23 protein-coding genes are annotated in these 26,222 nt (G+C 68.6%); 13 read left to right on the top strand and 10 right to left on the bottom strand.

The features are described 5' to 3' along the window. Nucleotides 1–59 precede the first annotated feature (59 nt). On the top strand, nucleotides 60–2,333 hold the full coding sequence (locus K4B79_RS00280; protein ID WP_232024090.1) for a glycoside hydrolase family 3 C-terminal domain-containing protein: 2,274 nt from the start codon (nucleotides 60–62) through the stop codon (nucleotides 2,331–2,333). Between the two features lie 97 nt (nucleotides 2,334–2,430). On the opposite strand, the gene K4B79_RS00285 is transcribed toward K4B79_RS00280, so the two are convergent. The 4 genes from K4B79_RS00285 to K4B79_RS00300 form a co-directional block, all read right to left on the bottom strand. Further along, nucleotides 2,431–2,685: a Rieske 2Fe-2S domain-containing protein gene (locus K4B79_RS00285; protein ID WP_374208401.1), complete on the bottom strand. Its 255-nt coding sequence runs from the start codon at nucleotides 2,683–2,685 to the stop codon at nucleotides 2,431–2,433. Nucleotides 2,686–3,101: 416 nt separating this feature from the next. Then, nucleotides 3,102–3,470 (bottom strand): hypothetical protein, encoded by a 369-nt coding sequence (locus tag K4B79_RS00290; RefSeq protein ID WP_232024091.1) that lies wholly within the window; start codon nucleotides 3,468–3,470, stop codon nucleotides 3,102–3,104. 285 nt (nucleotides 3,471–3,755) lie between these two features. Continuing rightward, nucleotides 3,756–4,526: a sugar-binding domain-containing protein gene (locus tag K4B79_RS00295; RefSeq protein ID WP_232024092.1), complete on the bottom strand. Its 771-nt coding sequence runs from the start codon at nucleotides 4,524–4,526 to the stop codon at nucleotides 3,756–3,758. 39 nt (nucleotides 4,527–4,565) lie between these two features. After that, nucleotides 4,566–6,899 (bottom strand): alpha-L-rhamnosidase-related protein, encoded by a 2,334-nt coding sequence (locus K4B79_RS00300; RefSeq protein WP_232024093.1) that lies wholly within the window; start codon nucleotides 6,897–6,899, stop codon nucleotides 4,566–4,568. Between the two features lie 38 nt (nucleotides 6,900–6,937). Here K4B79_RS00300 and K4B79_RS00305 point away from each other — a divergent pair, with 38 nt between their 5' ends. Further along, the gene (locus tag K4B79_RS00305; protein ID WP_232024094.1) at nucleotides 6,938–7,213 is read left to right on the top strand and encodes a hypothetical protein; all 276 of its coding nucleotides are present in this window, start codon (nucleotides 6,938–6,940) and stop codon (nucleotides 7,211–7,213) included. A 70-nt stretch (nucleotides 7,214–7,283) separates the two neighbouring features. Here K4B79_RS00305 and K4B79_RS00310 read toward each other — a convergent pair whose 3' ends face one another. Both K4B79_RS00310 and K4B79_RS00315 read right to left on the bottom strand, forming a co-directional pair. Continuing rightward, the gene (locus K4B79_RS00310) at nucleotides 7,284–9,344 is read right to left on the bottom strand and encodes an RICIN domain-containing protein (RefSeq protein WP_232024095.1); all 2,061 of its coding nucleotides are present in this window, start codon (nucleotides 9,342–9,344) and stop codon (nucleotides 7,284–7,286) included. Between the two features lie 214 nt (nucleotides 9,345–9,558). Further along, nucleotides 9,559–10,629, bottom strand: coding sequence for a LacI family DNA-binding transcriptional regulator (locus K4B79_RS00315; RefSeq protein ID WP_232024096.1), 1,071 nt, complete (start codon nucleotides 10,627–10,629; stop codon nucleotides 9,559–9,561). Between the two features lie 467 nt (nucleotides 10,630–11,096). Here K4B79_RS00315 and K4B79_RS00320 point away from each other — a divergent pair, with 467 nt between their 5' ends. The 4 genes from K4B79_RS00320 to K4B79_RS00335 all read left to right on the top strand — a co-directional run bounded on the left by K4B79_RS00320 (nucleotide 11,097) and on the right by K4B79_RS00335 (nucleotide 16,364). Continuing rightward, nucleotides 11,097–12,407, top strand: coding sequence for an ABC transporter substrate-binding protein (locus K4B79_RS00320; protein WP_232024097.1), 1,311 nt, complete (start codon nucleotides 11,097–11,099; stop codon nucleotides 12,405–12,407). Then, nucleotides 12,404–13,393 (top strand): carbohydrate ABC transporter permease, encoded by a 990-nt coding sequence (locus K4B79_RS00325; protein WP_232024098.1) that lies wholly within the window; start codon nucleotides 12,404–12,406, stop codon nucleotides 13,391–13,393. Before K4B79_RS00320 ends, K4B79_RS00325 begins: the two co-directional genes overlap by 4 nt. Next, nucleotides 13,390–14,280, top strand: a complete 891-nt coding sequence (locus K4B79_RS00330) for a carbohydrate ABC transporter permease (protein ID WP_232024099.1) — start codon at nucleotides 13,390–13,392, stop codon at nucleotides 14,278–14,280. Before K4B79_RS00325 ends, K4B79_RS00330 begins: the two co-directional genes overlap by 4 nt. 170 nt (nucleotides 14,281–14,450) lie before the next feature. Next, nucleotides 14,451–16,364 (top strand): beta-galactosidase, encoded by a 1,914-nt coding sequence (locus K4B79_RS00335; protein ID WP_374208409.1) that lies wholly within the window; start codon nucleotides 14,451–14,453, stop codon nucleotides 16,362–16,364. A 482-nt stretch (nucleotides 16,365–16,846) separates the two neighbouring features. Here K4B79_RS00335 and K4B79_RS00345 read toward each other — a convergent pair whose 3' ends face one another. Together K4B79_RS00345 and K4B79_RS00350 are read right to left on the bottom strand one after the other, a co-directional pair. After that, a complete protein-coding gene (locus K4B79_RS00345) occupies nucleotides 16,847–18,424 on the bottom strand; it encodes a (2,3-dihydroxybenzoyl)adenylate synthase (protein ID WP_232024101.1) in 1,578 nt (525 codons plus the stop codon). After that, nucleotides 18,421–18,576, bottom strand: coding sequence for a hypothetical protein (locus tag K4B79_RS00350; RefSeq protein ID WP_232024102.1), 156 nt, complete (start codon nucleotides 18,574–18,576; stop codon nucleotides 18,421–18,423). Before K4B79_RS00350 ends, K4B79_RS00345 begins: the two co-directional genes overlap by 4 nt. Nucleotides 18,577–19,045: 469 nt before the next feature. Here K4B79_RS00350 and K4B79_RS00355 point away from each other — a divergent pair, with 469 nt between their 5' ends. Genes K4B79_RS00355 through K4B79_RS00365 form a run of 3 tightly spaced genes read left to right on the top strand, consistent with a single transcriptional unit; the run spans nucleotide 19,046 to nucleotide 21,227 of the window. Beyond that, a complete protein-coding gene (locus K4B79_RS00355) occupies nucleotides 19,046–20,110 on the top strand; it encodes an aromatic ring-hydroxylating dioxygenase subunit alpha (RefSeq protein ID WP_232024103.1) in 1,065 nt (354 codons plus the stop codon). Next, a complete protein-coding gene (locus K4B79_RS00360; RefSeq protein ID WP_232024104.1) occupies nucleotides 20,107–20,295 on the top strand; it encodes a hypothetical protein in 189 nt (62 codons plus the stop codon). Before K4B79_RS00355 ends, K4B79_RS00360 begins: the two co-directional genes overlap by 4 nt. After that, entirely contained in the window at nucleotides 20,292–21,227 is a 936-nt protein-coding gene (locus K4B79_RS00365) for a PDR/VanB family oxidoreductase (protein WP_232024105.1), read from the top strand. Before K4B79_RS00360 ends, K4B79_RS00365 begins: the two co-directional genes overlap by 4 nt. On the opposite strand, the gene K4B79_RS00370 is transcribed toward K4B79_RS00365, so the two are convergent. After that, nucleotides 21,142–21,993 carry an IclR family transcriptional regulator domain-containing protein gene (locus K4B79_RS00370; protein WP_232024106.1) on the bottom strand — a complete coding sequence of 284 codons (852 nt, stop codon included), beginning with the start codon at nucleotides 21,991–21,993 and terminating at the stop codon, nucleotides 21,142–21,144. The genes K4B79_RS00365 and K4B79_RS00370 overlap by 86 nt on opposite strands. A 148-nt stretch (nucleotides 21,994–22,141) precedes the next feature. Between K4B79_RS00370 and K4B79_RS00375 the strand changes: the two genes are divergently transcribed. The 4 genes from K4B79_RS00375 to K4B79_RS00390 are packed head-to-tail and all read left to right on the top strand — an operon-like array spanning nucleotide 22,142 to nucleotide 25,501. Then, entirely contained in the window at nucleotides 22,142–23,113 is a 972-nt protein-coding gene (locus tag K4B79_RS00375; protein ID WP_232024107.1) for an ABC transporter substrate-binding protein, read from the top strand. Beyond that, nucleotides 23,110–23,883 carry an ABC transporter permease gene (locus K4B79_RS00380; protein WP_232024108.1) on the top strand — a complete coding sequence of 258 codons (774 nt, stop codon included), beginning with the start codon at nucleotides 23,110–23,112 and terminating at the stop codon, nucleotides 23,881–23,883. The genes K4B79_RS00375 and K4B79_RS00380 overlap by 4 nt, the downstream gene beginning before the upstream one ends. Continuing rightward, entirely contained in the window at nucleotides 23,880–24,659 is a 780-nt protein-coding gene (locus tag K4B79_RS00385) for an ABC transporter permease (RefSeq protein ID WP_232024109.1), read from the top strand. The genes K4B79_RS00380 and K4B79_RS00385 overlap by 4 nt, the downstream gene beginning before the upstream one ends. A gap of 20 nt (nucleotides 24,660–24,679) precedes the next feature. Beyond that, the gene (locus K4B79_RS00390) at nucleotides 24,680–25,501 is read left to right on the top strand and encodes an ABC transporter ATP-binding protein (protein WP_232024110.1); all 822 of its coding nucleotides are present in this window, start codon (nucleotides 24,680–24,682) and stop codon (nucleotides 25,499–25,501) included. A gap of 18 nt (nucleotides 25,502–25,519) precedes the next feature. Here K4B79_RS00390 and K4B79_RS00395 read toward each other — a convergent pair whose 3' ends face one another. Continuing rightward, nucleotides 25,520–26,215 carry a GntR family transcriptional regulator gene (locus tag K4B79_RS00395; RefSeq protein ID WP_232024111.1) on the bottom strand — a complete coding sequence of 232 codons (696 nt, stop codon included), beginning with the start codon at nucleotides 26,213–26,215 and terminating at the stop codon, nucleotides 25,520–25,522. Between the last annotated feature and the right edge of the window lie 7 nt (nucleotides 26,216–26,222).

Consider the following 26,222-nt stretch of genomic DNA (forward strand, 5'->3'; position numbering starts at 1 on the left):
TCCGTCCGGTGCGCGACGGCGACCGTCCTTCACCCCTCACCCACCCAAGGATCCGCACCATGGCGAACAGCCACGATCACGGCGCAGCCGAACTGAGCCTGGACGAGAAGACCGCACTGCTCTCCGGCCAGGACATGTGGACAACCAAACCCGCCGAACGGGCCGGGATTCCTTCCCTCGTACTGAGCGACGGTCCGCACGGCCTCCGGCGCCCGCGCCCGGACGCCGACGCCCTCGACCTGCACGGCAGTCATCCGGCGACCTGCTTCCCGCCCGCGGTCGCGCTCGCCTCCAGCTGGGATCCGGAACTGATCGGCCGGGTGGGCGAAGCGCTCGGCACCGAGGCGCGGGCGCTCGGTGTGGACGTCCTGCTGGGTCCCGGCGTCAATATCAAGCGCTCGCCGCTGTGCGGCCGCAACTTCGAGTACTTCTCCGAGGACCCGCTCCTCAGCGGCCTACTCGGTACGGCGCACGTGGCCGGCGTGCAGAGCCAGGGCGTGGGCGCGTCGGTCAAGCACTTCGCGGCCAACAACCAGGAGACCGAGCGGATGCAGGTCAGCGCCGACGTAGACGAGCGCACCATGCGGGAGATCTACCTTCCGGCATTCGAACGGATCGTGGTCCAGGCCCGCCCGGCGACCGTCATGTGCGCCTACAACAAGGTCAACGGCACCTACGCGGCCGAGAGCCGGTGGCTGCTCACCCAGGTGCTCCGCGAGGAATGGGGTTTCGACGGGCTGGTCGTCTCCGACTGGGGCGCCGTCAACGACCGTGTCGCCGCACTGCTCGCCGGCACCGACCTGGAAATGCCCGGCAGCCACCGCGACACCGACGCGGAGGTCGCCGCTGCCGTCACCTCCGGCGAGTTGGCGGAGAGCGCCGTCGACACCGCCGTCGCCCGGCTGCGCGGCCTTGCCGAGCGGCTCCGGGCCCAGGCCGGCCCCATGACGGTGGACTTCGACGCGCACCACCAGCTGGCCCGCGAGGTCGCCGCCGACTCTCTGGTACTGCTGAAGAACCGCCACCAGACCCTGCCACTCGCTCCCACCGGCCGCATCGCCGTCATCGGCGAGTTCGCCACGGTCCTGCGCTACCAGGGTGGCGGCAGCTCGCACGTCAACGCCACCGTCGTCGACAGTCCGCTGGAGGAACTGCGAGCCCTGCTGCCCGAGGCCCGGGTCGACTTCGCGCAGGGTTATGACACCACCGGGTCCGCGGACGCCGGGCAACTGCGCGAGGAGGCCGTCGAAATCGCAGGCCGGGCGGAGACCGCCGTACTGGTGATCGGCCTGCGCGAGGCGGACGAGTCCGAGGGATTCGATCGCGAGCATCTCCAACTCTCGTCTGATCAGCTGGAGTTGGTACGGTCAGTTGCTCAGGTGGCCCGGCGCACGGTCGTCGTGCTCCTCAACGGTGGTGTGGTGAGCCTGGAGGACTGGCACGACGAGGTGGACGCGGTGGTGGAGGCATGGCTGCCGGGGCAGGCGGGCGGCGGCGCGATCGCGGACGTGCTAACCGGGCGGGTCAACCCGTCGGGGCGACTCGCCGAGACCATCCCGTTCCGACTGGGCGACACCCCTTCCTTCCTGAACTTCCCCGGCGAGCAGGGCCACGTCCGCTACGGCGAGGGTGTCATGGTCGGCTACCGGTACTACGAGACGGCCGACGTCGCCGTCCGCCACCCCTTCGGCCACGGACTGAGCTACACCTCCTTCGACCAGACCGACTTCCATGTCACACTCACCGGCCCGGACAGCGCGGCGGTGCGTGTCACGGTCACCAACACCGGCGACCGCTCCGGCAAGCACGTGGTACAGGTCTACGTCGCCGCGCCGAGACGCCCGGTCAGCAGCCCGGCCCGGGAACTGCGCGGCTTCGCGAAGGTGGCGCTCGCCCCCGGTGAGAGCACCACCGTCGAGATCACCCTCGACCGCCGCGCCTTCGCCTACTGGGACATCACCCGCGACGATTGGACCGTCGCCGCCGGGCCGTACCAGGTGCAGCTCGCCGACAACGCCCACGACGTCGTCGCCACCGCCACCCTCGACCTGGAGGGCGACACCCTGCCGCGGCCGCCGCTCACCCTCGACTCCCCCATCAGCGAGTGGTTCGGCCACCCGACCGTCGGCCCCGCCCTGACGGCCGCGCTGTCGCCCGGGCTCCCCCAGGAACCGGCGGACGCGGACGCGGAGGGGAACGCCGACGCGCTGCTCATGCTGTCGTCCATGGCGATGCGCCAGTTCGCTGGGTTCCTTCCCCGGCCTGTTCCGCACGAGGTACTGCAGCGGCTCATGAAGATGAGCGAGACGTACCCGGAACCTGCCGACACCTGATCCCCCTGCGCCCGGCCCTGGCAACCGGCCTCACAGACCGCGGCCCGCTGTGCCCTGACACACGGCGGGCCGCTCATGTCATGTGCCGCTGTCGCCATCAGCCCTCTCCCGCCATACACACGTATGCGCTCCCGTCGTCGATTCTCACCGGATGGATGGGAACTGGGCGTGTAGCCGGGGAATCGAGAGGCTTGCGGGCTCGCAGGTCGAACCGGGAGCCGTGCAGCCAGCACTCGACGCTGCAGTCGTCCACCTTCCCCTCGGAAAGGGAAACCGCGCTGTGCGAGCACGTGTCATGGATGGCGAAGACCTCATGCTCCGTCAGAACCACGGTGACCGGGACATCCTGCACCTCGAAGCACCAGGGACATCCGCTTCGAGCATGTCGAGCGTGCAGAGACAGGCGTAGCCGCTGTCGGGCATCACTCTCCCGGAAGCATACGAAGGTGGTGAGACCAATGGCCCAAACCAGTGGCGCAGGAGTGCGCCGGGATGCGGCTCCGGTCCGAGTCCACGTCCGCAAAGGGAACTAGGCCGTCTTCAGACTGCGACCGGCCGCCTGGATTCCGTGGGTCCGGACCGATCTGCGCTGGACACGGCGATACGGCACTGGATCTGTGAAACTGCAAGGAGGAAAAACCGTGCGTGCTGTCAGGATTTCCATGTTCTGTGGCACTTCTCAGGCAAGAGTCCAGACGACGCTGTCTGTGTACGTGGAGCCGTTGATGGTCGCTGTCACCGACACGGTGTTCCGGCCCTGCCTCAGTGTCATGCCGGTCCACCTGAAGATGCGGTCGCCGCTCCTCCGGGTCCCCAGGGAGGGCCGTTGAGGGTGTCGGTGACCTCGGCCGCGTTGGAGTAGACCTTCAGTTCGGTGGTCGCAACGGTGCGCTGGGTCCAGCGGCGGCTGGTGATGTAGAGGGTCGGCGTGGTCGCCCAGTTGGCCTTGTACCAGTAGAAGGCGTCCTTGCGGATCTGCCGGTCATGGGTGACCAGGCCCTTGTCGTTGATTCCGGGTGTGTCTCCTTCGTTGCGGCCGTCGGAGGCGAAGTCGAACTTGGCCCAGACGAACGTGACCCAGATGTAAGGGCGTTCGCCGAGCTGCTTCCAGTTCGGGCCTGGGCGGGTTGAGGGCATGTTGCGCGGGGTTGGCGTCGGCGCCGTACTCCGAGATGCCGATCCTGCGGGAGGGGGCATTCGTGTGCAGGTTGTCGGCCCAGGCACCGAGCTCATCGTCCTTGGAGCCGTAGTACCAGCCGAGGTACTTGTTGAAGCCGGTGGTCCGCGTGTGCAGCCCTGTCTGCGCGTCGTCGGGGTCTTCGGAGCGCACGGCGTAGGTGGACAGCCGGTCCGGCTCCTCGGATTCGATGATGTCGGCCAAGGAGGCGAGCAGCCTGTTCGTGGCGGTTCTGTTGTAGTCGGTCAGTTCGTTGCCGATGCCCCAGAAGACGATGGGATGACGGTGCGGACGATCACCGATCTGGTGCTGTTGCTGTCGTTCCACAGCTTCGTCGTCACGGTCACCGTGGCCGACGCCGCGGTCACATTGCTCTGCCGCAGGTACACGCCCGGGCCGGCGTAGTCCTCCATCCGCACGTGGAGGACGTCCGTGGCCCACAGGCTCACATTGCGGTAGATCCCGCCCTCGAAGGTGTAGTCCGCGCTGACCGACGCGATGCCGGTGTCGCGGGCGTTGGTCACCCGCACCGCGATCACGTTGTCCTCACCCGGGACGAGCACGCCCGTCACACCGAACCGGAACCGGGAGTATCCGCCCTTGTGCTGCCCGAGGTACGTGCCGATCACCCAGACGTCGGCGACCTGGTTCACCCCGGCGAACGGCAAGTACAGCCGCTTCCCCGCCAGTTCGGAGGGGGCGGTGTAGTGGCGGCGGTACCAGCCCACCCCGCGGTGGTAGTCGTTGCCGCCGTCGGCGCCGTCGACCGCGTTCCAGGTGTGGAACGTGTTGACCGACGACCATCCGGAATCATCGAATCCGGGCGCCTGCGCGCCCGCGACGTCCGCTCCGATGAATCGCCACCCCGCGTTGAGATCGATGCGCACACGTGGACGAGGCGCCGTGTACGTCACGGTGGCGGACGCGGCACTGCTCCTCGGTGTCACCGCCAACGAGGCCAGCACTCCCCCGGCGGTGGCGCCCAGCACCTGTCGGCGCGTGGGAAACCCTGTCATGTCAGAACTCCTTACCTTGAGGTGAATGTCAGGTGGTCGTCACGCGACGCGTATCTCGGCGAGTTGGAGCCGGTACTTGGCCGTCTCGTCGGTGGCCGGCGCGCCGAGCCTCGTGGCCCTCAAGCGCAGATAGCGGCCGGTGGCGGAGGAGAGGGTGTAGGTCTGGGCGGCTCCGCCCGGGTTGGGCTGGCCGGTGACGGTGCGGACCGTGCTGTAGGAGGTGCCGCCGTCCGCGCGGGTCTGGATCGTGAGATCGACCGGGAAGCCCGCGCTGCCACCGCCGACTCCCCCAGTGTCGGTGCGGGGGTGCAAGGTGACGGAGCCGATGGGACGGTCCGCGCCGAGGTCGAGCTCGATCCAGACCGGGGTGGCGCTGACATCGGCGGACGGAAAGTCGATGCTGGTGAAGCCCTTCGCACCGGTCACGCTGGTGAGGGTGCCGTCCAGGACCCAGGTCTTGCCCCAGTCACCGTTCTCCAGCGCGTAGTTGGCAGTGACGGTGGTGGCCGCTGTCGGCACGGTGAGTTCCGCGAGCTGCAGTCGGTAATTGGTGTTCTCGTCGGAGGCCGGGGCACCGAGCCTGGTGGCTTGCAGGCGCAGGTAGCGTGCGGTGGCGGTCCTGAAACCGTATGTCTGCACCCGGCCGTTGGGGTTCGGCTGGGCGGTGACGGTGCGGACGGTGGTGTACGAGGTGCCGCCGTCGGCGCGGGTCTGGATGGTGAAGTCGACGGGGAAGCCCGCGGTGCCGCCGCCCGCCGCTGAAGTGTCGGTGCGCGGGAAGAGCCGTACGGCGTCGAGGTCGGTGTCGGCTCCGAGGTCGATCTCGAGCCAGACGGGGTTGGCGCTGATGTCGGCGGAGGGGAAATCGTTGCTGGTGTAGCCCTTGGCGCCGGTCACGCTGGTGAGGCGGCCGTCGGTGAGCCGGTTCCTGCCCCAGTCGCTGTTCTCCAGGCTGTTGTTGCTGCTGACCGGCCGGTCCAGGGCGAGGTTGTCCAGCCGCCCGGCACCGGTGACCGTGAACGTCCAGTTGCCCGGCCGCACGGTGAAGTAGACGTAGGAAGAGTCCTTGCCCTCATACGTCAGGCCGCTGAGGCTGCCGGTGGAGGCGCCGCCGGTGAAGACGGCCGTGCCGTTCGCCTTGATGACCGCGGAGGAGCCACGATAGGTCGGGACACCCACCCGTGCGGTCGTGCCGGTCGGGGAGGTGAGGGTCAGGGTGACTTGGGTGCCGTCGCGTGTGATGCCGAAGCGGATGTCGCCCTTGACGGTGGGCACGACGGTGTTGATCTTCGTGAGGGTGCCTGTCAGCGGGATGACCTCGTACGACGACCAGCCCGGCTCGGTCGGGCGCACTCCGGCGGCGTAGGCGGACAGCGCGTACAGCGGGCCGCCGTTCCAGGCGTGGTTGTCGGTGCCGTCGGCCTTGGTCCACAGCTCCCACAGGGTGTGGCAGGCGGGGTCGGCGACCTGAGCGGCGAAGCGGTTGCGCATCCGCTCCTCGGCGACGGTGGCCGCGCCCATGAGGTAGAGCGCCTCCAGAACGTAGAACTCCATGTAGGGGCTGGCGTTGAGGTGGTTGCGCAGTACCTCGGCGATCGCTCGGTGGCGGGAGGCGGGGGCCAGGCCGGCGACGACAGCGAAGGCGTTGGCGCGGTCGTCGGTGTCGCGGGTGTAGCCGGGTGAGCGGTACTCGTTCCGGGACGTGTTCCACAGGACGCGGTCGAAGTTGGCCTTGATGCTGTCGCGCCGGTTCCGCCAGCCGGACGCGTCCCCGTTGTTGCCGCTGAGGTCGGCGAGCTTGGCGGCGGTGTCCAACGCCAGGTAGTACCAGCAGTTCTCGAGGACACGGGTGTCGATGTCGGAGCCCCAGTCCTCCCAGTCCCAGTCCCCCGCCCGGTGGTTGACGAGGCCGTCGCCGTCCAGGCTCCACAGGTTCAGGTACTTCTTCACCGCAGGGTAGGCGACGGTGACCGCGTCGGCGTTGCCCGTGTATAGGTAGTACGTCCAGAACGACCACACCGAGGCCAGCATCTGCACGGGCAGTTCAGCGGTCCAGATCGTCGACGGGACCGGGGAGTACAGCGCCCCGCTGGACTTCTGCCAGGCGGCGAGCTGGGAGATGGCCTTCTTACCGAGGGCGTGGGAGCGGGTGTCGAAGGTGTAGAAGCCTTCCTTGAGCTGGTTGACGACATCGCCCCACCACTGGGCCCGCTCACGCGTAGGGCAGTCCATGTAGTTGTCCCGCATGTTGACGTACATCGTGCGGGCGGCCTTGGTCCACAGTGTGTCCAGGAAGGCGTCGCTGCTGCTGAACGACCCGGTGAAGTCGGTGTCGTAGCCGGACTCCCGGTACTTCAGCTTCAGGATCGTCACGCCCGCCGGGATCGTGTACCGCACGGCGCATCGTGCCGTTGATCCACAGCCAGTACTTCGAGTCCGCGGCAATCTGTGTGACCGCCTTCGACGGCGCCGAAGCAAGGGTGAACGATCTACGGAACGCCACCCACTGGTTCGTCGCGCTGGACGGCGCCCAGATCCATTTCGCGGTCCAGGACACCGCGGCTGACGCCGTGGGCGCGAGCCCCGGCATCAGCGCCGAGCCAAGGGTCGGGGCGAGGGCGACGGCTATGGCGGAACGCAGGATTGACCGGCGTGGGATGCACTGGATTGGGCACCTCCAGAGGTGATTGAATCGATTCAATAGCGGGGCGGTGATACCGGGCTCGCCGAAGTTCGTCGGCGAGCCCGGTCGGAGGGTCAGTTGATGCGGACGATCTTCCAGAGCTGGTCGTCGACGTCCAGGCTGTTCCACTGGATGACGGCCGCGCCGTCGGTGGTGGAGGACTGGGCGATGCCGGCAACGAGGGTGCTGTTCACGTTCCGGAGCCGGTAGTAGCCGTCTCCCTCGTCGACGAGGGTCCACTTCTGGGAGTCGGCGCTGGAGGCGGTGTTCTGGACGACGGCCGCGCCCGCGGTGCCGGAGGAGTCGCGGATGTCCAGGTTGAGGTCGCTGTTGACGTTCCTGATGTTCCAGGCTCCATTGCCGGCCGACTGGAAGGTGAACAGCTGGCAGCGACAGGCGGAGTTGCCCCACTGGTTGGCCGCGATGCCGGCGGTGGTGGAGGCCTGCGGGATGTCGAGGTACTTGCCGCTGTTCTTGTTGACCAGGGCGTACTGACCCGTGCCGAGGGGCGGCAGGGCGGTCTGGGTGAACTCCCAGCGCTGGCAGGCGCAGCCGGTGCCGCTCCACTGGACGGCCTGCGTACCGGCGGCCGTGGAGGCGTTCGGGATCTCCAGGTACTTGCCCGTCACACGGTTGGTGATCGTGTAGCCGCCGGACTGGTGCGGGGAGACGGCCCACTCGTGGTCGAGGGTGCCGTTGTCGTCCCACTGCACGATCCGGGCACCGTCGGCGGTGGACTGGCCCTGTACGCCCAGGACCTTGCCGCTGGCGACGTTGAAAATCTTGAAGTAGCCGGAGGGCTGCTGCACGAAACGCCACTGCTGGTCGGTGGCGTTGGTCGTGGTCTGCTGGGTCGCGCCGGTGCCGTTGGCGGTGGAACCGCCCGCGATGGTGAGCTTCAGGTCGCTGTTCGCGTTGGACAGGGTGTAGGTGGCGCCGTTCGAGATGCCGCCGCCCAGGTCGACGACGCTGTACGTCACCGGGTTGACGCCGGTGCTGCGCGCGCGTCCGCCGCTGAGCACCATCAGGCTGTGGCCGTCGGGCAGGGGGAGCATGCCCCGGCTGTAGCCGCCGGCGACGTTGGAGCGCATACGGGTCCAGGCGTTCGCGGCGCCGTTCTCCGTGTTGACGAACAGGTCGTCCTGGCTCTCGCCGCTGAGGACGAGGGTGCCGTTGGGGCCGCCAGTGGGCAGCCAGGTGATGAAGGGGGCGCCGCTGGGGATGACGCCGTCGGTGGACCGCAGCACGCGGCCGGTGACGGAGCCGAAGCCCTCCGGGTCGGCGGAGATCTTGTAGTAGACGGAGCACCGGCCCTCGGGGGCGTTGCAGTACTCGTAGCTCATCACGTAGTTGCCGTTCGGCAGCCGGGTGACCACCGGCATGCCGGGCCGGTCCGCGTAGGTGGGCATCGACACGTCGTCCACCACCGGGCCCCAGTTGCGCAGGTCCGTGGAGACCTGGTGCACGACCTCCTGGCCGTGGTCGGTGTCGCGCTGGTCGGAGTAGTAGACGATGAGCCGGTCGCCGGAGAGCACGAAGTACGGCTCCCAGACGGGGGTGTAGCCGTTGGTGGAGAACGCCGGGCCGCCGGTGGCGATGTTGGTGACGAAGGTCCAGCTCTGGCCGCGGTCGGTGCTCGCGTACAGGTCGATCTTGCTGCCGCCCCACCGGTCGTACGGCACCGAGTCGCCCGCGGCGAGGACGGTGCCGGCGGGGAAGCCGCCCATGGCGCGGGGCAGTTCGAACAGCTCGGGCTCCCAGCGCATGCCCCAGCCGTTCTGCGTGTCGGCGACCTCGGAGATCTTCGTCCAGGAGTTGCCGTTGTCAGTGGAGCGGTAGATCGGGAAGACCGGCATGTCCTCGCGGTACTGCTCGAAGGTGGCGAGGATCGTGCCGTTGGCCGAGCCGTTGTGCTGCAGACGCATCGCGCGCGGATAGAACGTCCCCGGCGAGAGCGCGTCCGACGGCGGGGTATACAGCGTCTGCGACGGACGGGATTCCGCGGCCGCAGGACCCGCGGCGGGCAGGGTCAGGGTCGCCACTGCGACGAGCAGGGACACCATCAGCGTCAGGAGGGAGAAAGGACGGGAACGCGGAGCGGCGCCTGGTCTGGCGCCTGGCTGCGCAGGGAACATTGTGCGGCTCCGAGGGGAAAGGGGGACATGTTTCGATGACCGCCGCTCCTGGGACCAATCAGGTCGGGGAGGGCGGAGTCCAGTGGGCGCGTCAGCCGGGGAGAAGGGCCGTTGCCGGTCACCATGCGGTCCTGGCTCGCATCGTCGCGGTGACCCGGCCGTGGACACAGACGTAGTGTCCAGGCGGGCGTAAGCCTGGGGGGCTTGTCGGTGTTCAGGTGGTGCGAAGTGCCGTCCGGCCTCGTTGGGACGGTGGGGGTGCGGTCGAGCCGCGGACGACGAGTTCGACGGGTGGCTCACCCGCCGGCGGCAGCTCGGCGTCGGGCTTCTCCACGGCGAGCACGAGCAGCCCGATCCCTTCACGTGCCGCGGCCTCGAAGGGCTGACGGACGGTGGTCAGAGGCGGGGACACGTAGGCGAAGACCGGGTTGCCGTCGAAACCGACGACACTGATGTCCTCCGGCACGCGGCGCCCCGCCTCCCGCAGGGCGTGGATCAGGCCGATGGCCATCTCGTCGCCCGCGACGAACACCGCGGTCACAGAGCTGTCCGAGGCCAGAGCGCGACCCGCCTCGTAGCCGGAAGCGGCCGACCAGTCACCGTTGAGCAGCGGCGGTTCATGCGCGCCCCGTTCCGCCAGCGCCGCCCGCCATCCCTCGATGCGGTCCTTGGTCGCGTACCACCGCCGTGGGCCGGCGAGGTGATGGACGGTCTCATGCCCCAGGTCCAGCAGGTGCTCCGTGGCAGCGCGCGCCAGTTCGTGGGCGCCCACGCTCACGGTCAGGGTCCGGGTGGCAGTGAAGGCGGGTGCCGGTGGTGCCCCGATGAAGAGGACAGGCACGTCTGCGCGGATCGGGACCTCCCCCTTGACGATGGGCTCGGAGACGACAATGCCGTCCACCCCCTGCTCCAGGAGTGACTCCACGGCACCGGCGATGTCCTCCGGGGCACCGTCCGGCGTGTTGACCACGCGGAGCGCGTAACCGGCGTCCCGTACGGCCTCCTCGATGTACACGAGCAAGGAGGCGGTTCCGTAACCCGCCGTGCCCAGGGCGACGACACCAATGGAGCGCGTACGTCCGGAAGCCAGCGTCCTGGCAGCCTGGTTCAGCCGATAGCCGAGCTCCTCGGCGGCCGCGAGGACACGCCGGCGAGCCTCGTCGGAGACATACGGCTCACCGTTGAGGACGCGCGAGACCGTCTTGCGCGACACCCCCGCCACCCGGGCGACGTCCGCACTGCGCGGCGCGGCGGAACCCACGGCGCGCCCCACTTCCCGTGCCATGAAGTCTCCTTAGGGCCACGTTCCGCATTGAACGACGTCAAACGATATGACCACGCGGTCTGACCGCGCGGTCATATCTACGCAGCGGGCAGGGCCGCACGTCAAGAGTTCTGCCGGCTCCATTCCGATCGACGGACGTACGGGGCGGTCCGCCATAACCACGCCGGGGGTAGAGCCGCGATGCATCCATGCAGGTGAGGCAGCAAACGACCGAGCCGATGCGCACGTCGGAAAGATCGGCGATCCGGACCTCCGACGTAGGGAGCGCCCTGCCGCAGCCCTGCCCCGCGCAGCCCGCATCAGACCGGGAGTCTTGACACTGACCCTCCACAACGTCCACTCTTCCTGACATCCAGCCGATCGTGTTTGTTCGATCGCGTTTGTTTTTGGTCGCCTCGTCGACCGTCCCCTCGCCCTATCGCGCCGACGCGCCGAGCCTGGGGTACCGCAGCCCCTCAGGAGCCGAAATGCACCTCCCATCCCCTTGTTCTCCCCTGTCCGGCACCACCCGCCGCACCCTGCTGCGTGGCATGGGCGGCGCCGCCGTGCTCGGCGTCGGCATCCCCCTGCTGAGCGCCTGCGGCGGCAGCGGCTCCTCCTCGGACCCGAAGACGGTCACGCTCGGCTCCAACCAGTCCGACGCGGTGCCGAAGAAGGCCTACGGGGAGATCTACACGGCCTACACCAAGCAGTCCGGGATCACGGTCGACGTCAACACCAAGGACCACAACACGTTCCAGGAGCAGATCAACTCCTACCTCCAGGGCACGCCGGACGACGTGTTCACCTGGTTCGCCGGTTACCGGATGCAGTTCTTCGCCGAGAAGGGCCTGGCCTCCCCCATCGACGACGTGTGGGAGAAAATCGGCGGGAACTTCCCCGAGGCGATGCAGAAGCTGAGCAAGGGTGCGGACGGCAAGTACTACTTCGTGCCACTGACCACGTCCCTGTGGGCCGTGTTCTACCGCAAGAGCGTCTTCGCGCAGTACGGCTACAAGGTGCCGGCCACCTGGGACGAACTGGTCGCGCTGTGCAAGCAGATGAAGAAGGACGGCCTGGTGCCGATCGCCTTCGGCGACAAGGACGCCTGGCCGGCGATGGGCACCTTCGACCAGACCAACTTCCGTCTCAACGGCCACGACTTCCACGTCGAGCTGATGGCGGGCAAGGCCTCCTGGACCGACGCCAAGGTGCGCAAGGTCTTCGACCTGTGGACCGAGATCCTCCCCTACCACCAGGAGGGCTCCATGGGCCGCACCTGGCAGGACGCCGCGCAGACGCTGGTGTCGAAGAAGGCCGGCATGTACGTCTTCGGCTCCTTCGTGGCCCAGCAGTTCACCGACAAGGCCGCGCTGGAGGACCTCGACTTCTTCGCGTTCCCGGAGATCGACCCGGCGTACGGCCAGGACACCGTCGAGGCCCCCACCGACGGCTTCATGCTGTCCAGGGCCCCGAAGAACAAGGTGGGCGCCGTCCAGCTCCTGCAGTACCTGGGCACCCCGGCCGCCGAGGGGATCTACGTCAAGTCCGACTCCAGCCTGGTAGCCGCCTCCAACAAGGCCGACACGTCCTCCTACACACCGTTGCAGAAGAAGGCGTTCGAGATGATCTCCGGCGCGAAGAACCTGACGCAGTTCATGGACCGTGACTCCCGTCCGGACTTCACCTCCACGGTGATGCAGCCCGCCCTGCAGAACTTCCTGCGCAACCCCAAGAACGTGGACAGCATCCTGTCGTCCATCGAGCGCCAGAAGAAGACGATCTTCGCATCCGCATGAGCAACTCAACGACCGCAGAGACCAACACGCAGGGCCCGGAGGCGGCCGCCGTGCCGCCTCCGGGCGCTGCCCCCGCCAAGATGGTGTCCCAGGGACACCGCCGTCTGCTGACCCGCCGCGACCGGCTCACCCTCGGTCTGATGGCGGGCCTGCCGACGATCCTGCACTTCGCCCTCGTGTGGGTGACCGCCCTCGCCTCCGTGGCGCTGGCCTTCACCACCTGGGACGGCATCGGCTTCGACTCGATCAAATGGGTCGGCCTGGAGAACTTCAAGCAACTCTTCAACGACAACCCGCAGTTCTGGCCCGCTGTCCAGCACAACGTGATCTGGTTCGTGGTCCTGATCCTGATCCCCACCCCGCTCGGCCTGTTCCTGGCCGTGCAGCTGGACAAGAAGATCCGCTTCAGCCGCGTCTACCAGACCGCGTTCTTCCTGCCGGTCGTGCTGTCGATGGCGGTCATCGGGTTCGTCTGGCAGCTCATCTACAACCCCGACACCGGCCTCATCAACAGCCTCATCGGGGCCAACGAGCCGGGTAAATACATCGACTGGATCGGGGACCCCGACCTCAACCTCTGGGCGATCCTCGTCGCCGCGTCCTGGCGGCACACCGGCTACATGATGATCCTGTACCTGGCCGGCCTGAAGGGCGTCGACCCCTCGCTGCGGGAGGCCTCCGCGCTCGACGGGGCGAACGAGTGGCAGACGTTCAAGAACGTCATCTTCCCGACCCTGCGGCCCACCAACACCGTCGTCCTGGTCGTCACCATCATCGAGGCCCTGCGTGCCTTCGACCTGGTCTTCGTCTTCAACAAGGGCGCCCAGGGCACCGAACTGCTGTCCATCCTGATCACCAACAACATCATCGGCGAGTCCAGCCGCATCGGATACGGCTCCGCCATCGCCGTCGTCCTGCTGCTCATCTCCCTCGTCGTGATCATCCCCTACCTGATCGCGACCTTCCGCAAGGAGCGCCGCGCATGAGCACGACCACGGCCACGCTCGGTAAAAAGAGCGCCCCCGTCCGCCCCGCCCGGATCCTCCTCCACCTCTTCCTCGCCGGCGCGGCCCTGGCCTGGATCGCCCCGCTGGCCTGGGCGATCTACGCGGCGCTACGGCCGTACAGCGAGACCAGCGAAAAGGGATACGTGTCCTGGCCGGACTCACTGAGCTTCGACAACTTCACGAACGCGTATCAGCAGTCGGACATGAGCCACTACTTCGTCAACACGGTGATCATCGCCGTCCCGGCGGTGCTGTTGACGCTGTTCCTGTCCTCGATGGTCGCCTTCTACGTCAGCCGCTTCGACTTCCGCCTCAACCTGGTCCTGCTGCTGCTCTTCACAGCCGGCAACCTGCTCCCGCAGCAGGTCATCATCACCCCGCTGTACCGGCTCTACCTGCTGATCGACCTGCCCGGCATCACGATGAGCGGAAAGCTCTACGACTCTGCGCTCGGCCTCGTCCTCATCCACGTCGCGTTCCAGTCCGGCTTCTGCGCCTTCGTGCTCAGCAACTACATGCGCACCCTGCCGCACGAACTGACCGAGGCCGCACTGATGGACGGCGCCTCCGTCTGGCGGCAGTACTGGCAGATCGTGCTGCCGCTGTGCAAGCCGGCGATGGCGGCCCTGGCCACCCTGCTCTCCATCTGGATCTACAACGACTTCTTCTGGGCCCTCGTCCTGATCTCCACCGGCGAGAACATGCCGGTCACCTCGGCGCTGAACAACCTCTCCGGCGCCTACTTCACCGACCCCAACCTGGTCGCCGCAGGTGCGTTGCTGACCGCGATCCCGACGCTGATCGTCTACTTCGTGCTGCAACGGCAGTTCGTCAGTGGCCTCACCCTCGGCGCCAACAAGGGCTGAACAGAGATGCCTTGCACCCTCCAAATGCTTCGAAAGTGACGCCCGTGGCACATGCGCAATCCCCCGTCGCCCCGACCACGCCCGCGCTCCGCGTGCCTGGCATCGCATACGGCGGTGACTACAACCCCGAGCAGTGGCCCGAGGAGGTGTGGGCCGAGGACATGCGCCTGATGCGCGAAGCCGGGGTGACCATGGTCAGCGTCGGCATCTTCTCGTGGGCACTACTCGAACCGTCCGAGGGCGTGTACGACTTCTCCCGCATGGACCGGTTGCTGGACCTGCTGCACGAGAACGGCATCGCGGCCGACCTGGCGACCCCGACGGCCGCGCCGCCGGCGTGGTTCTTCAAGGCCCACCCGGAGGCCCTGCCCGTCGACCGCGACGGCCGTACCCTGTCCTACGGCAGCCGCCAGACCTTCTGCTCGTCCAGCCCCACCTACCGCACCGCCGCCCTGCGGATCGCCCGTACGCTGGCCGAGCGCTACGCCGACCACCCGGCCGTTGTCATGTGGCACGTCCACAACGAATACGGCTGCCACAACGCCGCTTGTTACTGCGACACCAGCGCGGAGGCGTTCCGTACGTGGCTGCGGGCGAAGTACGGCGACGATCTTGCCGTGCTCAACCACGCTTGGGGCACCACCTTCTGGAGCCAGTGGTACTACGCCTGGGACGAGATCCTGCCGCCCCGCGCCACCGGTGCCGACCCCAATCCGATGCACCAACTGGACTGGCGACGCTTCTGCAGCGACGAACTGCTGTCGCTGTACAGGGCGGAGCGGGAGGTCTTGAGGGAGGCGGCACCCGCAACTCCCGCCACCACCAACTTCATGGTCATGTACAACTTCGACGCCCTGGACTACTGGCGCTGGGCACCCGAGTTGGACATCGTCTCCAACGACCACTACCTGCGCTCGACCGACCCCGAGTCGGAGATCGACATCGCGATGAGCGGCGATCTCGTACGCTCCCTCGCGGGCGGGCCGTGGCTGCTGATGGAGCACTCCACCGGAGCCATCAACTGGCAGCCCGTCAACCGCGCCAAGCGGCCTGGCGAGATGCGGCGCAACGCCCTCGCCCACGTCGCACGCGGCGCCGACGGCATCGCCTACTTCCAATGGCGTGCGGCCAAGGCGGGCGCCGAACAGTGGCACTCGGCGATGCTGCCGCACGCCGGCACCGACAGCACGATCTGGCAGGACGTCGTACAACTCGGCGCGGATCTCAAGGCCCTGGCCGACGTGCGGGGAAGCACTCCGACCGCCCAGGTTGCCATCGTCTGGGACTGGAGCGCCCGCTGGGCCTTGGAGCTGCCATGTCAGCCCAGCTGCGAACTTCACTTCCAGGACCTCGTGCGGGATTGGTACCGGCCCCTGTGGCACGCGGGTGTGGCGGTGGACTTCGTACAACCCAACGCGGACCTTTCTGGATACCGCCTGGTCCTCACCCCCAGCCTCTACCTGATCGACGACACGGGCGCGGCCAATCTCGCAGGCTTCGCCGAGCGCGGCGGCACGCTGGCGGTCGGCTTCCACAGCGGCGCGGTGGACGAGAACTGTCACATCCGGCTGGGCGGCTACCCAGGTGCTTTCCGGGACGTTCTCGGCGTGCGCACCGACGAACTGTTCCCCCTGCTTCCCGACGAGACACTGCAACTGATCGGGGCGGTCCCCGCTGGTGCCACCGCCACCTTGTGGTCCGAGCGCGTCCGACTCGCAGGCGCCGAGCCCGTCGCCTGCTATGGGGACGGTCCCCTGGCGGGCGTACCGGCCGTCACCCGGCACAACACCGGTGAAGGAAAAGCCTGGTACCTGGCCACTCGCCCCGACCCGGCGACCCTCGCCGCGCTACTGTCCCGCATCTGCGACGAAGCCTGTGTCCAGCCGGTGCTGGCCACCCCGCTGCCCGGCATCGAAGCCGTCCGGCGCACTGGCGCCGACGCCGACTTCCTGTTCCTGATCGACCACAGCGGGCACGGTGCCCAAGTCCCCGCCGAAGGCGTCGAACTCCTCACGGGCAAGCCCGTACGCGGTTGGGTCACCGTTCCAGCAGGGGGTGTCGCCGTCGTGCGAGAGGCTCACTGACCGATGCAGAAGGATGAATGACTGTGATGCCGCTGACCAGACCGTCCCATCGGCGGCATCACACGTTCCTGCGGTTCAGCTGGTGCAGGCAACACGCCCGGTACGGAAGGGCGGACACCGCAGTGGGTCTCATGCATAGTTCGAGACACCGGCTGCCGGGGTTGCCCAGCGGCGAGCAGGATTCAGCGAGCGGCACGCAGCTCGAGCTGCCTTCCCGGATAGGGCCGGGCAAGAACATGCCGTTCCCTGATTGCCGGCGGCGACGATCTCGCGGGGTGGAGATGGCTGTCTCCTCGGCGTGCGGGGTGCCAAGGTCCAGGCCGATCGAAGAGCGCAGCCGGGCCAATTGCTCCTTGGCCAACGCCTGCTCCAGGCGCCGCATGAAGCCTGCGGTCATCCGCCCCGAGATCGCGACGTCAGACCGCCGACGGCGTCGGACTTGCCTTCGACGATGTCCCGCAAACGCTTCTTGTCGATCTTCGTCAGTGGTAGTTCGTCCACGACCGGAAGCGCCTCAGGCAGCTTGTAGCGGGCCACCTGCATCGCGGTAAGGGCGGCGCGGACTGATTCGAGGGACGGTCGGCGCCCTGTTCTGCGACCACGACCGCGCACACTCGCTCACCCAGATACGGATCGGGTTTCGCGACCGCGGCGACCCGTGCGACACCAGGCAGACGGTATATGAGGTTCTCGACCTCTTCGGCGGAGATCTTCTCACCGCCCCGGTTGATCATGTCTTTGTCGCGTCCTTCGACGACAAGATTGCCGGAAGGGTGCAAACGGACGATGTCGCCAGTGCGATACCAGCCGTCGGGAGTGAACGCACGGGCGTTGCGCTCGTCGGCCCGGTAGTAACCGCGTGGGCTGTAAGGGCCGCGCGTAAGCAGGGCTCCCATCCCGCCGGGCGGGACTGGGTTGTCGGAGGCGTCCACCACGAGGATCTCGTCGTCGGGGCACATGGGGCGCCCCTGACTTTCGATTTTGATGTCTTCGGGGTCGCTCGGGCGCGTGTAGTTCAGCAGCCCCTCCGCCATGCCGAACACCTGCTGGAGCGTGCCACCGAGCACGGGTTCGACGCGGCGGGCGACCTCCGGGGCGAGGCGGGCGCCGACCTGCAGCAGCCGGAGCGCTGGCGGGGCCGTCTGCTGGCTCGTGGCCACGGCGTCGATCCAGCGCTGGACGACGGCCGGCACGGCGGCGGTGGCTGTCACGCCCTCGGTGCTCATCAGCGGCAGTACCTTGTCGGGGTCCGGGGTGCGAGCCAGGACCACACGGCCGCCGTTCATGAGCGTGCCCAGGAGCCCGAGGCATGCCAGTGTGAAGTTGTGCCCGGCGGGCAGTGCCACGAGATATGCGGTGTCGCGGTCGAAGTCGCACACCTCCGCGCTGCGCCGCGCGTTGTACTCGTAGTCGTCGTGGGTGCGGGTGATGAGCTTGGGCAGCCCCGTCGTACCGCCGGAAAGCAGGAGGACGGCGATGTCGCCGCTGTCCGGGGCGATCCGGTCGAGCCGGGCCCGCGCGGCAGTCGGGTCGTCGGCCGGTTCGGCCAGGGCCCGTAGATCCGTGGCATCGGTGTCGATCACGTCGCCCGCGACGAGCAGCAGCCGAACACTCGAGGTGACTTCGGCGACCTCCCGTCGTGCCTGATGGTCGAACTCGCCCAGTCGGTCCGGTACGACTATCGACGTGACCTCGGAGTGCGCGGCCAGGTAGCGCAGTTCGTGCCCTCGGTGCGCGGGCAGCGCCATCACGGGAGCGACTCCGGCCCGCAGACAGGCCAAGGTGAGCGTGACGAACTCCCAGCCGTTGGGCAGCTGGACGAGCATGGCGTCACCGGGGTTGAGGCCCAGGTCAAGGAGAAGGAGGTGGCACGCCAGACCGTCGGCGCGGGCGGCCAGTTGACGGTAGGTCAGGCGGGTGTCGCCGTCCACGACGGCCACCGCGTCGCCGTAGGTCTCGGCCCAGTCGTGGAGGTACGCGCCGAGCGGTCTGCCTCGCCAGTACCCGGCATCACGGGAGTGGTCGGCCGCTTCTTTGGGCCATGGCACTGAATCCCTCACGCATCGTCGGATTCTCCTTGATCCCATGAGTCACGCAGCAGCAGTACGGCGTCGAGCGCGACGACGTAGCCGTCGGGCAGGACGCGCAGGGGGTTGATCTCGCACTCGGCCACGCCCTTCTCCACGGCAAGGGCGGAGAGGGCGAGCGCCACGCCTCGGAGTGATCCTGCCCGCGACCGTCCTGACCTGCTATAACACAGCCAGGTGCGCCAAGACGGACTAATTCGACCCGGATTCGACCCAGCACACCCTTGCGATGAAGCTGACCAGTCTTGAGCTGCAAGAATGCAAGTTCTGCCGGTGTACCACTCAAGAACCGGCAAGAAATGGGTGCGTTCACCAACAAGAGTTCCACTTCCGGGCAATCACGGCAGCATCGCGACCAGACGTTCTCGCCAAACCCATCAGCGGCCACCTCAGGAGTGATCCACCCGGCGGCGCCACTCCACACCCCCCCTGCCAGTGATAGAGCAAACGCATGGCAAGGCCCTGACCAGCTCTTTCGTAGAGAAGCTTCCGCCTGACAGAAGCCGCCTTGCGCGGCAACCACAGCCGTCAGGAACCTGATGCCAACCACGGCACTCGGGGCGAAGACGCCCCGCCGACAGGGACGGGAACCTCATGCCTCACATGACCGCCTTCGCCAGGAACCAGTGGTACGTCGCCGCCTACAGCCACGAGGTCGGGCGGGAGCTGCTCGGCCGGACGATCCTCGGCGAGCCGCTCGTCTTCTACCGGACCCAGGAGGAAGGCACGCCGGTCGCGCTGCACGACCGGTGCGTGCACCGCCGCTACCCGCTCTCGGAGAGCGGCCTGGACGGCGACCGGATCGTGTGCGGCTACCACGGCTTCACCTACGACACCACGGGTACCTGCGTGTACGTGCCCGGCCAGAAACGCGTCCCGCGCACCGCCCGGGTCGCCTCCTACCCGGTGGTGGAGCAGGACTCCCTGATCTGGGTGTGGATCGGCGACGCGGCCCTCGCCGACCCCGCCACGATTCCGCGGGCCGAGCACCTGGACGCCCCCGGCTGGCTCACCGTGCGCGGCATGGAGCCCATCGACGCCGACTACGGCCTCCTGGTCGACAACCTCCTCGACCTCTCCCACGAGACGTATCTGCACGGCGGGTACATCGGCACCCCCGAGGTCGCCGAGACGCCGATCACCACCGAGGTCGACGAGGGCGCGGGCATCGTGCGGGTGAGCCGGCACATGGACGACGCCGAGTGCCCGCCGTTCTACGCCAACTCCACCGGCATCCAGGGCCGGATCACGCGCTGGCAGGACATCGAGTACCACGCGCCCTGCCTGTATCTGCTGCACAGCCGGATCGCCCCGGTCGGCGTACTGCCCGAGGCGGACGGCAGCGACCCGAACGGATTCCACACCGAGATCACCTACGCCATCACCCCGTCCTCCGACGGCAAGGTGTACGACTTCTGGATGGTCTCGCGGGACTGGGCGACCGAGAACGACGAGGTCACCGAGTTCATGCGGAGCAACAACCACACCGTCGTCATGCAGGACGTCGACGCGCTCAACCTGCTCCAGAAGACCCTCGGCACCGAGCGCACCGGCTACCAGGAGCTGAGCATCAACATCGACACCGGCGGCCTGGCCGCCCGCCGTATCCTCGCCCGGCTGGTCGAGGAGGGCGACAAGCCCGTGGAGAAGGTCCTGTGAGTGCCGGCCCCACCGGGGAGATCTACCGCATCGACTGGCTGCCGGGCACGGACATCCTGCACGGCACCTGTCACTGCGGCCGTGAGCACACCTCCCAGGACCCCATCGAGATGTGGGAGTGGATGCTCGCCCACCCGCAAGGACACGAGCCGCTAGGACACGAGCCGCGAGGACACGACTCATGAGCCTGTACGAAGCCGAACTCGTCGTCGACCGCCGGGAGTCCGCGGCCGACGGCGTCCTCGCCCTGACCCTGCGCCACCCGCTGGGCGAGGAGCTCCCGGCGTGGGAGCCGGGCGCCCACATCGACGTCGTGCTCGGGCCCGGCCTGGAGCGGCAGTACTCCCTGTGCGGCGATCCGGCCGACCGCTCCGCCTGGCGGATCGCCGTACTGCGCGAGCCGGACGGACGCGGTGGATCCGCCCATGTGCACCGGGAGTTGAGGCAGGGCGACAAGGTCCGGGTGCGCGGCCCGCGCAACCACTTCGCCCTCAAGCCCGCCCCGGGCTACCGCTTCGTCGCCGGCGGCATCGGCATCACCCCGATCCTGCCGATGCTGGCCGAGGCGGAGTCCAAGGGCGCGGAGTGGACACTGCTGTACGGCGGCCGCACACGCGCATCCATGGCGTTCGCCGAGGAGTTGAGCCGTTACGGCGATCGCGTCACGATCGCTCCCCAGGACGAGACCGGGCTGCTGGACCTGGCGTCGGTGCTGGACGACGTGCCCGAGGGCACCCTCGTCTACTGCTGCGGGCCGGGGCCGCTGCTGGACGCGGTGGAGGAGCGCTGCCCGGCCGGGGTGCTGCACGTGGAGCGGTTCGCGCCGAAGGAGCAGGAGACCGGCGAGAACACCGGGTTCGAGGTCGAACTGGCCCAGAGCGGCCGGACGGTGACGGTCGCCCCGGAGGTCTCCGTGCTGGACGCGGTGCGCGCCGCCGGTGTCGAGGTGCTGTTCTCCTGCACCGAGGGCACGTGCGGGACCTGCGAGACCGATGTCCTCGACGGCACCCCGGAGCACCGGGACTCCGTCCTCACGGACGAGGAGCGGGAGGCCGGGGAGACGATGATGATCTGTGTGTCCCGGTGCCGGGGGACGCGGCTGGTGCTGGATCTGTGATCCTCAGGTCCGCCTCGATCCGGGCCACCGCCGCCAGCAGGGGCGGCAGCAGGTCGCGGCGGACCGACGCCACGGAGGTACGGCCGGCGTGCACCGCGATGTTCACGGCGGCCACCACCGCACCGCCCCGGTCCCGTACCGGGGCCGCCACCGACCGCAGCCCCTCCTCCAGTTCCTGGTCGACCAGGGCGTACCCCTGACGCCGTACGCGTGCCAGTTCCGCACGCAGCGCCGCGGGCGCGACGATCGTCCGCGCGGTCAGCGGGCGTAGCTCCAACGTGCCCAACCGGGCGTCGAGTTGGCCGTCCGGCAGATCGGCGAGCATGATCCTGCCGACGGAGGTGGCGTACGCCGGGAAGCGGGTGCCCACGGTGATCGACGCCGACATGATGCGGCGGGTGGGCACGCGGGCCACGTACACGATGTCGTCGCCGTCCAGGACGCACAGGGACGACGACTCCTTGACCTCGGCGACGAGTCGCTCCAGGTGCGGTTCGGCGATCTGCGGGAGTGTCAGGCCCGCGAGATAGGCGTAGCCGAGTTCCAGGACGCGCGGGGTGAGCCGGAACAGCCGGCCGTCGCAGTGGACGTAGCCCAGGTCGGCGAGGGTGAGCAGCAGTCGGCGGGCGGCGGCGCGGGTCAGGTCGCAGGCGCGGGCCACCTCGCTGAGCGTGCGCGCGGGGTGTTCGGCGTCGAAGGAGCGGATGACGGCGAGGCCGCGCTCGAAGGACCTCACGAAATGCGGCGCGCGGGCTTCCGGGTGCATCACGATCTCCTGACTGTCAACACTTCTGTCAGCCATACCTGTTGACCGAGTCGGACGGCCGGTTCTACGTTCCCTGAACACCAACTGAGCACTACTGTGCGGTGTGCGCACAACCTGTCGGAACACCGTAGTCTGCACAGGAGGAGCCTTGCGTCGTCTGCTCGCCGGTCTTGTGGCCGGTTCTTTCCTTCTCACCACGGCGGCCTGTGGCTCGTCCGACGACTCGGGTTCGTCGGGCAAGGCGTCCTCCTCGGGCGGCGTCACCACGGTCAAGCTGGGGCTCATCCCCATCGTCGACGTGGCCCCGATCCACCTCGGCCAGAAGCAGGGCATCTACGAGAAGCACGGCCTGAAGCTCACCATCTCCACCGCACAGGGCGGAGCGGCGATCGTGCCGGGTGTGGTCAGCGGGCAGTTCCAGTTCGGGTTCAGCAACGTGACCTCGCTGATGGTCGCCCAGTCGAACAACGTGCCGGTGAAGGCGGTCGTCAACGGCATCGCCTCAACGGGCGTGAAGGACAAGGACTTCGCCGCTCTGATGGTCAAGAAGGGCAGCCCGATCACGTCGCCCGAGCAGTTGGAGGGCAAGCGGGTCGCCGTCAACACCCTGAAGAACATCAACGAGACGGCGGTGCGCGAGTCGGTGCGCAAGGCGGGCGGTGACCCCGACAAGGTCAAGCTCATCGAACTCCCCTTCGACCAGATGCCCGCGGCCCTGGACCAGGGACAGATCGACGCCGCGTGCGTGGTCGAGCCGGCGACGGCCTCGATCCGCAGCCAGGGCGGCGTGGAGATCGCCTCGCCCCTGGTGGACATCGCCCCGGACCTCACCGTCGCGATGTACTTCACCTCCCAGCGGTACGCGCAGCAGAACCCGGAGGTGGTGAAGAAGTTCCAGGAGGCCACCGCGGAGTCCCTCGCCTACGCCGAGGCCCACCCCGACGAGGCCCGCGCGGTCGTCACCACCTACACCAAGATCCCGGCCGCGGTGCTGGAACAGGTCGTCCTGCCGAAGTGGCCGGCCGAGGCGAACCGCGCCTCCATCGAGGCGCTGATGAAGCTCGGCGAACAGGACGGCCTCTTCAAGACGACGCCGGACCTGGACAAGCTGCTGCCGTGAAGGGCCTGAACCTCGCACTCGGTGCCGCCGGGCTCGCGGCCTTCCTCCTCCTGGGCGAGGCGGTGCCGCGGCTCGGCCTGGTCAAGGATGCCTACTTCCCGCCCACCAGCCGGATCGCCGGGGCGCTCGGCGACGAGCTCGCCGACTCCGCCTTCTGGACGGCGCTCGGCGACACGCTCACCGGCTGGGCGGTCGGACTGGCGGTGGCGGCCTGCGCGGGCGTGGTCGCCGGGGTCGTCATCTCGGTCGTGCCGTATCTGCGGGAGGCGACCGCCTCGACGATCGAGTTCCTGCGCCCGATCCCCTCGGTCGCGCTGATCCCGCTGGCGGTCCTGCTCTACGGCACCGAACTGCGCTCGGTGCTCCTGCTCGTGGTGTACGCCTCCTTCTGGCAGATCCTGATCCAGACCCTGTACGGCGTCCAGGACGTCGACCCGGTCGCCGAGGAGACCGCCCGCTCGTACGGCCTGGGCACCTGGGCGCGGATCCGGTACGTGCTGTGGCCGACCGCGCTCCCCTACGTCATGACGGGCCTCAGGCTGGCCGCGGCCGTCGCCCTGATCCTCACCATCACCGCCGAACTCGTCATCGGGGCACCGGGGTTGGGCGCCCGGATCGCGGTGGCGCAGACCTCGCAGGCGGTGCCGGACATGTACGCGTTGATCGTGGTGACCGGAGTGCTGGGCCTGCTGATCAACGTGGGCGCGCGGTCGGTGGAGCGCCGGGCGCTGGCCTGGCACCAGTCGGTGCGCGGGGAGGTGGCGGTGTGAGGCGCTTCCTGCTCCGGCTGGTGTTCGTTCTCACGCTGCCCGCGATCCTGCTCGCCGTCTGGTGGGCGGCGTCCGACAGCAGCACGGACGTGTACTGGCCGCCCCTGCGCACCATCCTGAAGACCTTCCCGGACGTCTGGACCGTCGAGCGGCTGCGCACGGACGCCGTGCCCAGCATCCTCAGGCTGTCGGCCGGCTACGCGACGGCGGCCCTCGTCGGCGTCGCCCTCGGCACCGTCATCGGCTCCTACCGGCGGGTGCGGGCGGTGTGCGAGCCGGTCCTGGAGTTCCTGCGGGCCGTGCCGCCGCCGGTACTGGTCCCGGTCATCATGCTGTTCGCGGGCATCGGCCACACCATGAAGATCCTCGTGATCGCGATCGGCTGTGTCTGGCCGATCCTGCTCAACACCGTCGAGGGCGTGCGCGCCGTGGACTCCGTGATGGCGGAGACGGCCCGCTCCTACGGCGTCACGGGCCTCGCCCGGCTGCGGCACGTGGTGCTGCCCTCGGCGAGCCCGCAGATCTTCGCGGGACTGCGCCAGGCGCTGTCCATCGGCATCATCCTCATGGTCATCAGCGAGATGTTCGCGGCCAGCAACGGACTGGGCTTCACCGTCGTCCAGTTCCAGCGCGGATTCGCGATCCCCGACATGTGGACCGGCATCCTGGTCCTGGGCCTGCTGGGCTTCCTCCTCTCCGTCGTGTTCCAGCTCGTCGAGCGGCGGGTGCTCGGCTGGTACCACGGTCTGCGCGCGACCACCCGGCGGTCCCGGTGACCTTCGTGAAAGGGCAGGGCATGCTCGACGTACGCGGCCTGAAGAAGGTCTACGAGGGTTCCGGACGGCGGGTGGAGGCGGTGCGCGACCTCACCTTCACCGTCGACGCGGGCGAACTCGTCTGTCTGGTCGGCCCGTCGGGCTGCGGCAAGACGACCCTGCTGAAGTGCATGGGCGGCCTGCTCACCCCGACGGCCGGCGAAGTGCTCCTCCAGGGCGAGCGGGTCACCGGGCCACCGCCCGGGATGGCCTTCGTCTTCCAGGAGTACGGCCGCAGCCTGTTCCCCTGGATGCGGGTCGGCGAGAACGTCGAACTCCCGCTGAAGCAGAAGGGGCTGAGCAGGTCCCGGCGCCGGGAACTGGTGGCCGACGCGCTGCGCTCGGTCGGGCTCGCGGACGCGGCCGGGGCGTATCCCTGGCAGCTGTCCGGCGGCATGCAGCAACGGGTCGCCATCGCCCGCGCACTGGCCTACGAGCCCCAGGTCCTGCTGATGGACGAGCCGTTCGCGGCGGTCGACGCACAGACCCGCGCCGATCTGGAGGACCTGGTGCGGGGGCTGTGGCGGGAGCGCGGGATCACGATCCTCTTCGTCACCCACGACATCGACGAGGCCGTCTACCTCGGCGAGCGGGTGGTCGTGCTGTCCGCCTCCCCCACGGTCGTGCAGGAGCAGCTCAAGGTCGATCTGCCGGACGACCGCGACCAGTTGCACACCCGCGTGGCCCCCCGCTTCGCCGAACTGCGCACCCACGTGTACGAGCAGATCCAGGCGGCCAAGCGTGGAACGCCCCGGGACGCGCCCGAGGACGCCGTCAAGACGGACGCGCCGCCACCTGCCTGAACTCCGGATCGGCTCGGCCTACTTGGCGGCCCACAGACCGCGGACATGGCCCAGGTGCCGGGTCATGACCGCGTGGACGGCCTGTTCGTCGCGGTCCAGCAGGGCGTCGAGGAGTTCGAGGTGCTCCTCTGCGGAGGACAGCAGGCGGCCCGCCTCCAGCAGTGCCGTCAGGCCGTAGAGACGGGACCGCTTGCGCAGGTCGCCCACCACCTCGACGAGATGGGCGTTGCCGGCCAGCGCGAGCAGGCCGAGGTGGAAGCGGGTGTCGGCCTCGACGTAGGCGATGAGGTCGCCCGCCGCGGCCGCCCCGACGATCTCCCGGGCGGCCGGGCGCAGCGCCTCCAGCGAGACCGGGTCGGCGGTCGCGGCCAGCCGCACCACCGTGGGGATCTCGATGAGCGCCCGGATCTGCGTGTACTCGTCCAACTGCTTCTCGGAGACCGCGGTGACCCGGAAGCCCTTGTTGGGGACGGTGTCGACCAGGCCCTCCTTGGCCAGGTCCAGCATGGCCTCGCGCACCGGGGTCGCCGAGACGCCGAAGCGGGCGGCGAGCGTCGGCGCGGAGTACACCTCGCCCGGCAGCAGCTCACCGGCGATCAGCGCGGCCCGCAGGGCGTCGGCCACCCGCTCCCGGTAGCTGCGCTTCTGGCCGCCCAGCGTGGGCAGGGCCGGGGCAGCGGCGGCAGGCGGGGCGCTGGTGCGCTGGGCGGCCATGGAGGTC

Origin of the sequence: Streptomyces lincolnensis (assembly GCF_021173675.1) — a bacterium.
GTDB lineage: Bacteria > Actinomycetota > Actinomycetes > Streptomycetales > Streptomycetaceae > Streptomyces > Streptomyces lincolnensis_B.

What these genes read in the sequence shown, in the direction of transcription:
- K4B79_RS00370 (WP_232024106.1), bottom strand. Translation starts at nt 21,993, where the DNA reads ATGCACCCGGAAGCCCGCGCGCCGCATTTCGTGAGGTCCTTCGAGCGC.
- K4B79_RS00290 (WP_232024091.1), bottom strand. Translation starts at nt 3,470, where the DNA reads ATGCCCTCAACCCGCCCAGGCCCGAACTGGAAGCAGCTCGGCGAACGC.
- K4B79_RS00280 (WP_232024090.1), top strand. Translation starts at nt 60, where the DNA reads ATGGCGAACAGCCACGATCACGGCGCAGCCGAACTGAGCCTGGACGAG.
- K4B79_RS00310 (WP_232024095.1), bottom strand. Translation starts at nt 9,344, where the DNA reads ATGTTCCCTGCGCAGCCAGGCGCCAGACCAGGCGCCGCTCCGCGTTCC.
- K4B79_RS00365 (WP_232024105.1), top strand. Translation starts at nt 20,292, where the DNA reads ATGAGCCTGTACGAAGCCGAACTCGTCGTCGACCGCCGGGAGTCCGCG.
- K4B79_RS00330 (WP_232024099.1), top strand. Translation starts at nt 13,390, where the DNA reads ATGAGCACGACCACGGCCACGCTCGGTAAAAAGAGCGCCCCCGTCCGC.
- K4B79_RS00315 (WP_232024096.1), bottom strand. Translation starts at nt 10,629, where the DNA reads ATGGCACGGGAAGTGGGGCGCGCCGTGGGTTCCGCCGCGCCGCGCAGT.
- K4B79_RS00395 (WP_232024111.1), bottom strand. Translation starts at nt 26,215, where the DNA reads ATGGCCGCCCAGCGCACCAGCGCCCCGCCTGCCGCCGCTGCCCCGGCC.
- K4B79_RS00390 (WP_232024110.1), top strand. Translation starts at nt 24,680, where the DNA reads ATGCTCGACGTACGCGGCCTGAAGAAGGTCTACGAGGGTTCCGGACGG.
- K4B79_RS00355 (WP_232024103.1), top strand. Translation starts at nt 19,046, where the DNA reads ATGCCTCACATGACCGCCTTCGCCAGGAACCAGTGGTACGTCGCCGCC.
- K4B79_RS00335 (WP_374208409.1), top strand. Translation starts at nt 14,451, where the DNA reads ATGCGCGAAGCCGGGGTGACCATGGTCAGCGTCGGCATCTTCTCGTGG.
- K4B79_RS00325 (WP_232024098.1), top strand. Translation starts at nt 12,404, where the DNA reads ATGAGCAACTCAACGACCGCAGAGACCAACACGCAGGGCCCGGAGGCG.
- K4B79_RS00295 (WP_232024092.1), bottom strand. Translation starts at nt 4,526, where the DNA reads ATGACAGGGTTTCCCACGCGCCGACAGGTGCTGGGCGCCACCGCCGGG.
- K4B79_RS00320 (WP_232024097.1), top strand. Translation starts at nt 11,097, where the DNA reads ATGCACCTCCCATCCCCTTGTTCTCCCCTGTCCGGCACCACCCGCCGC.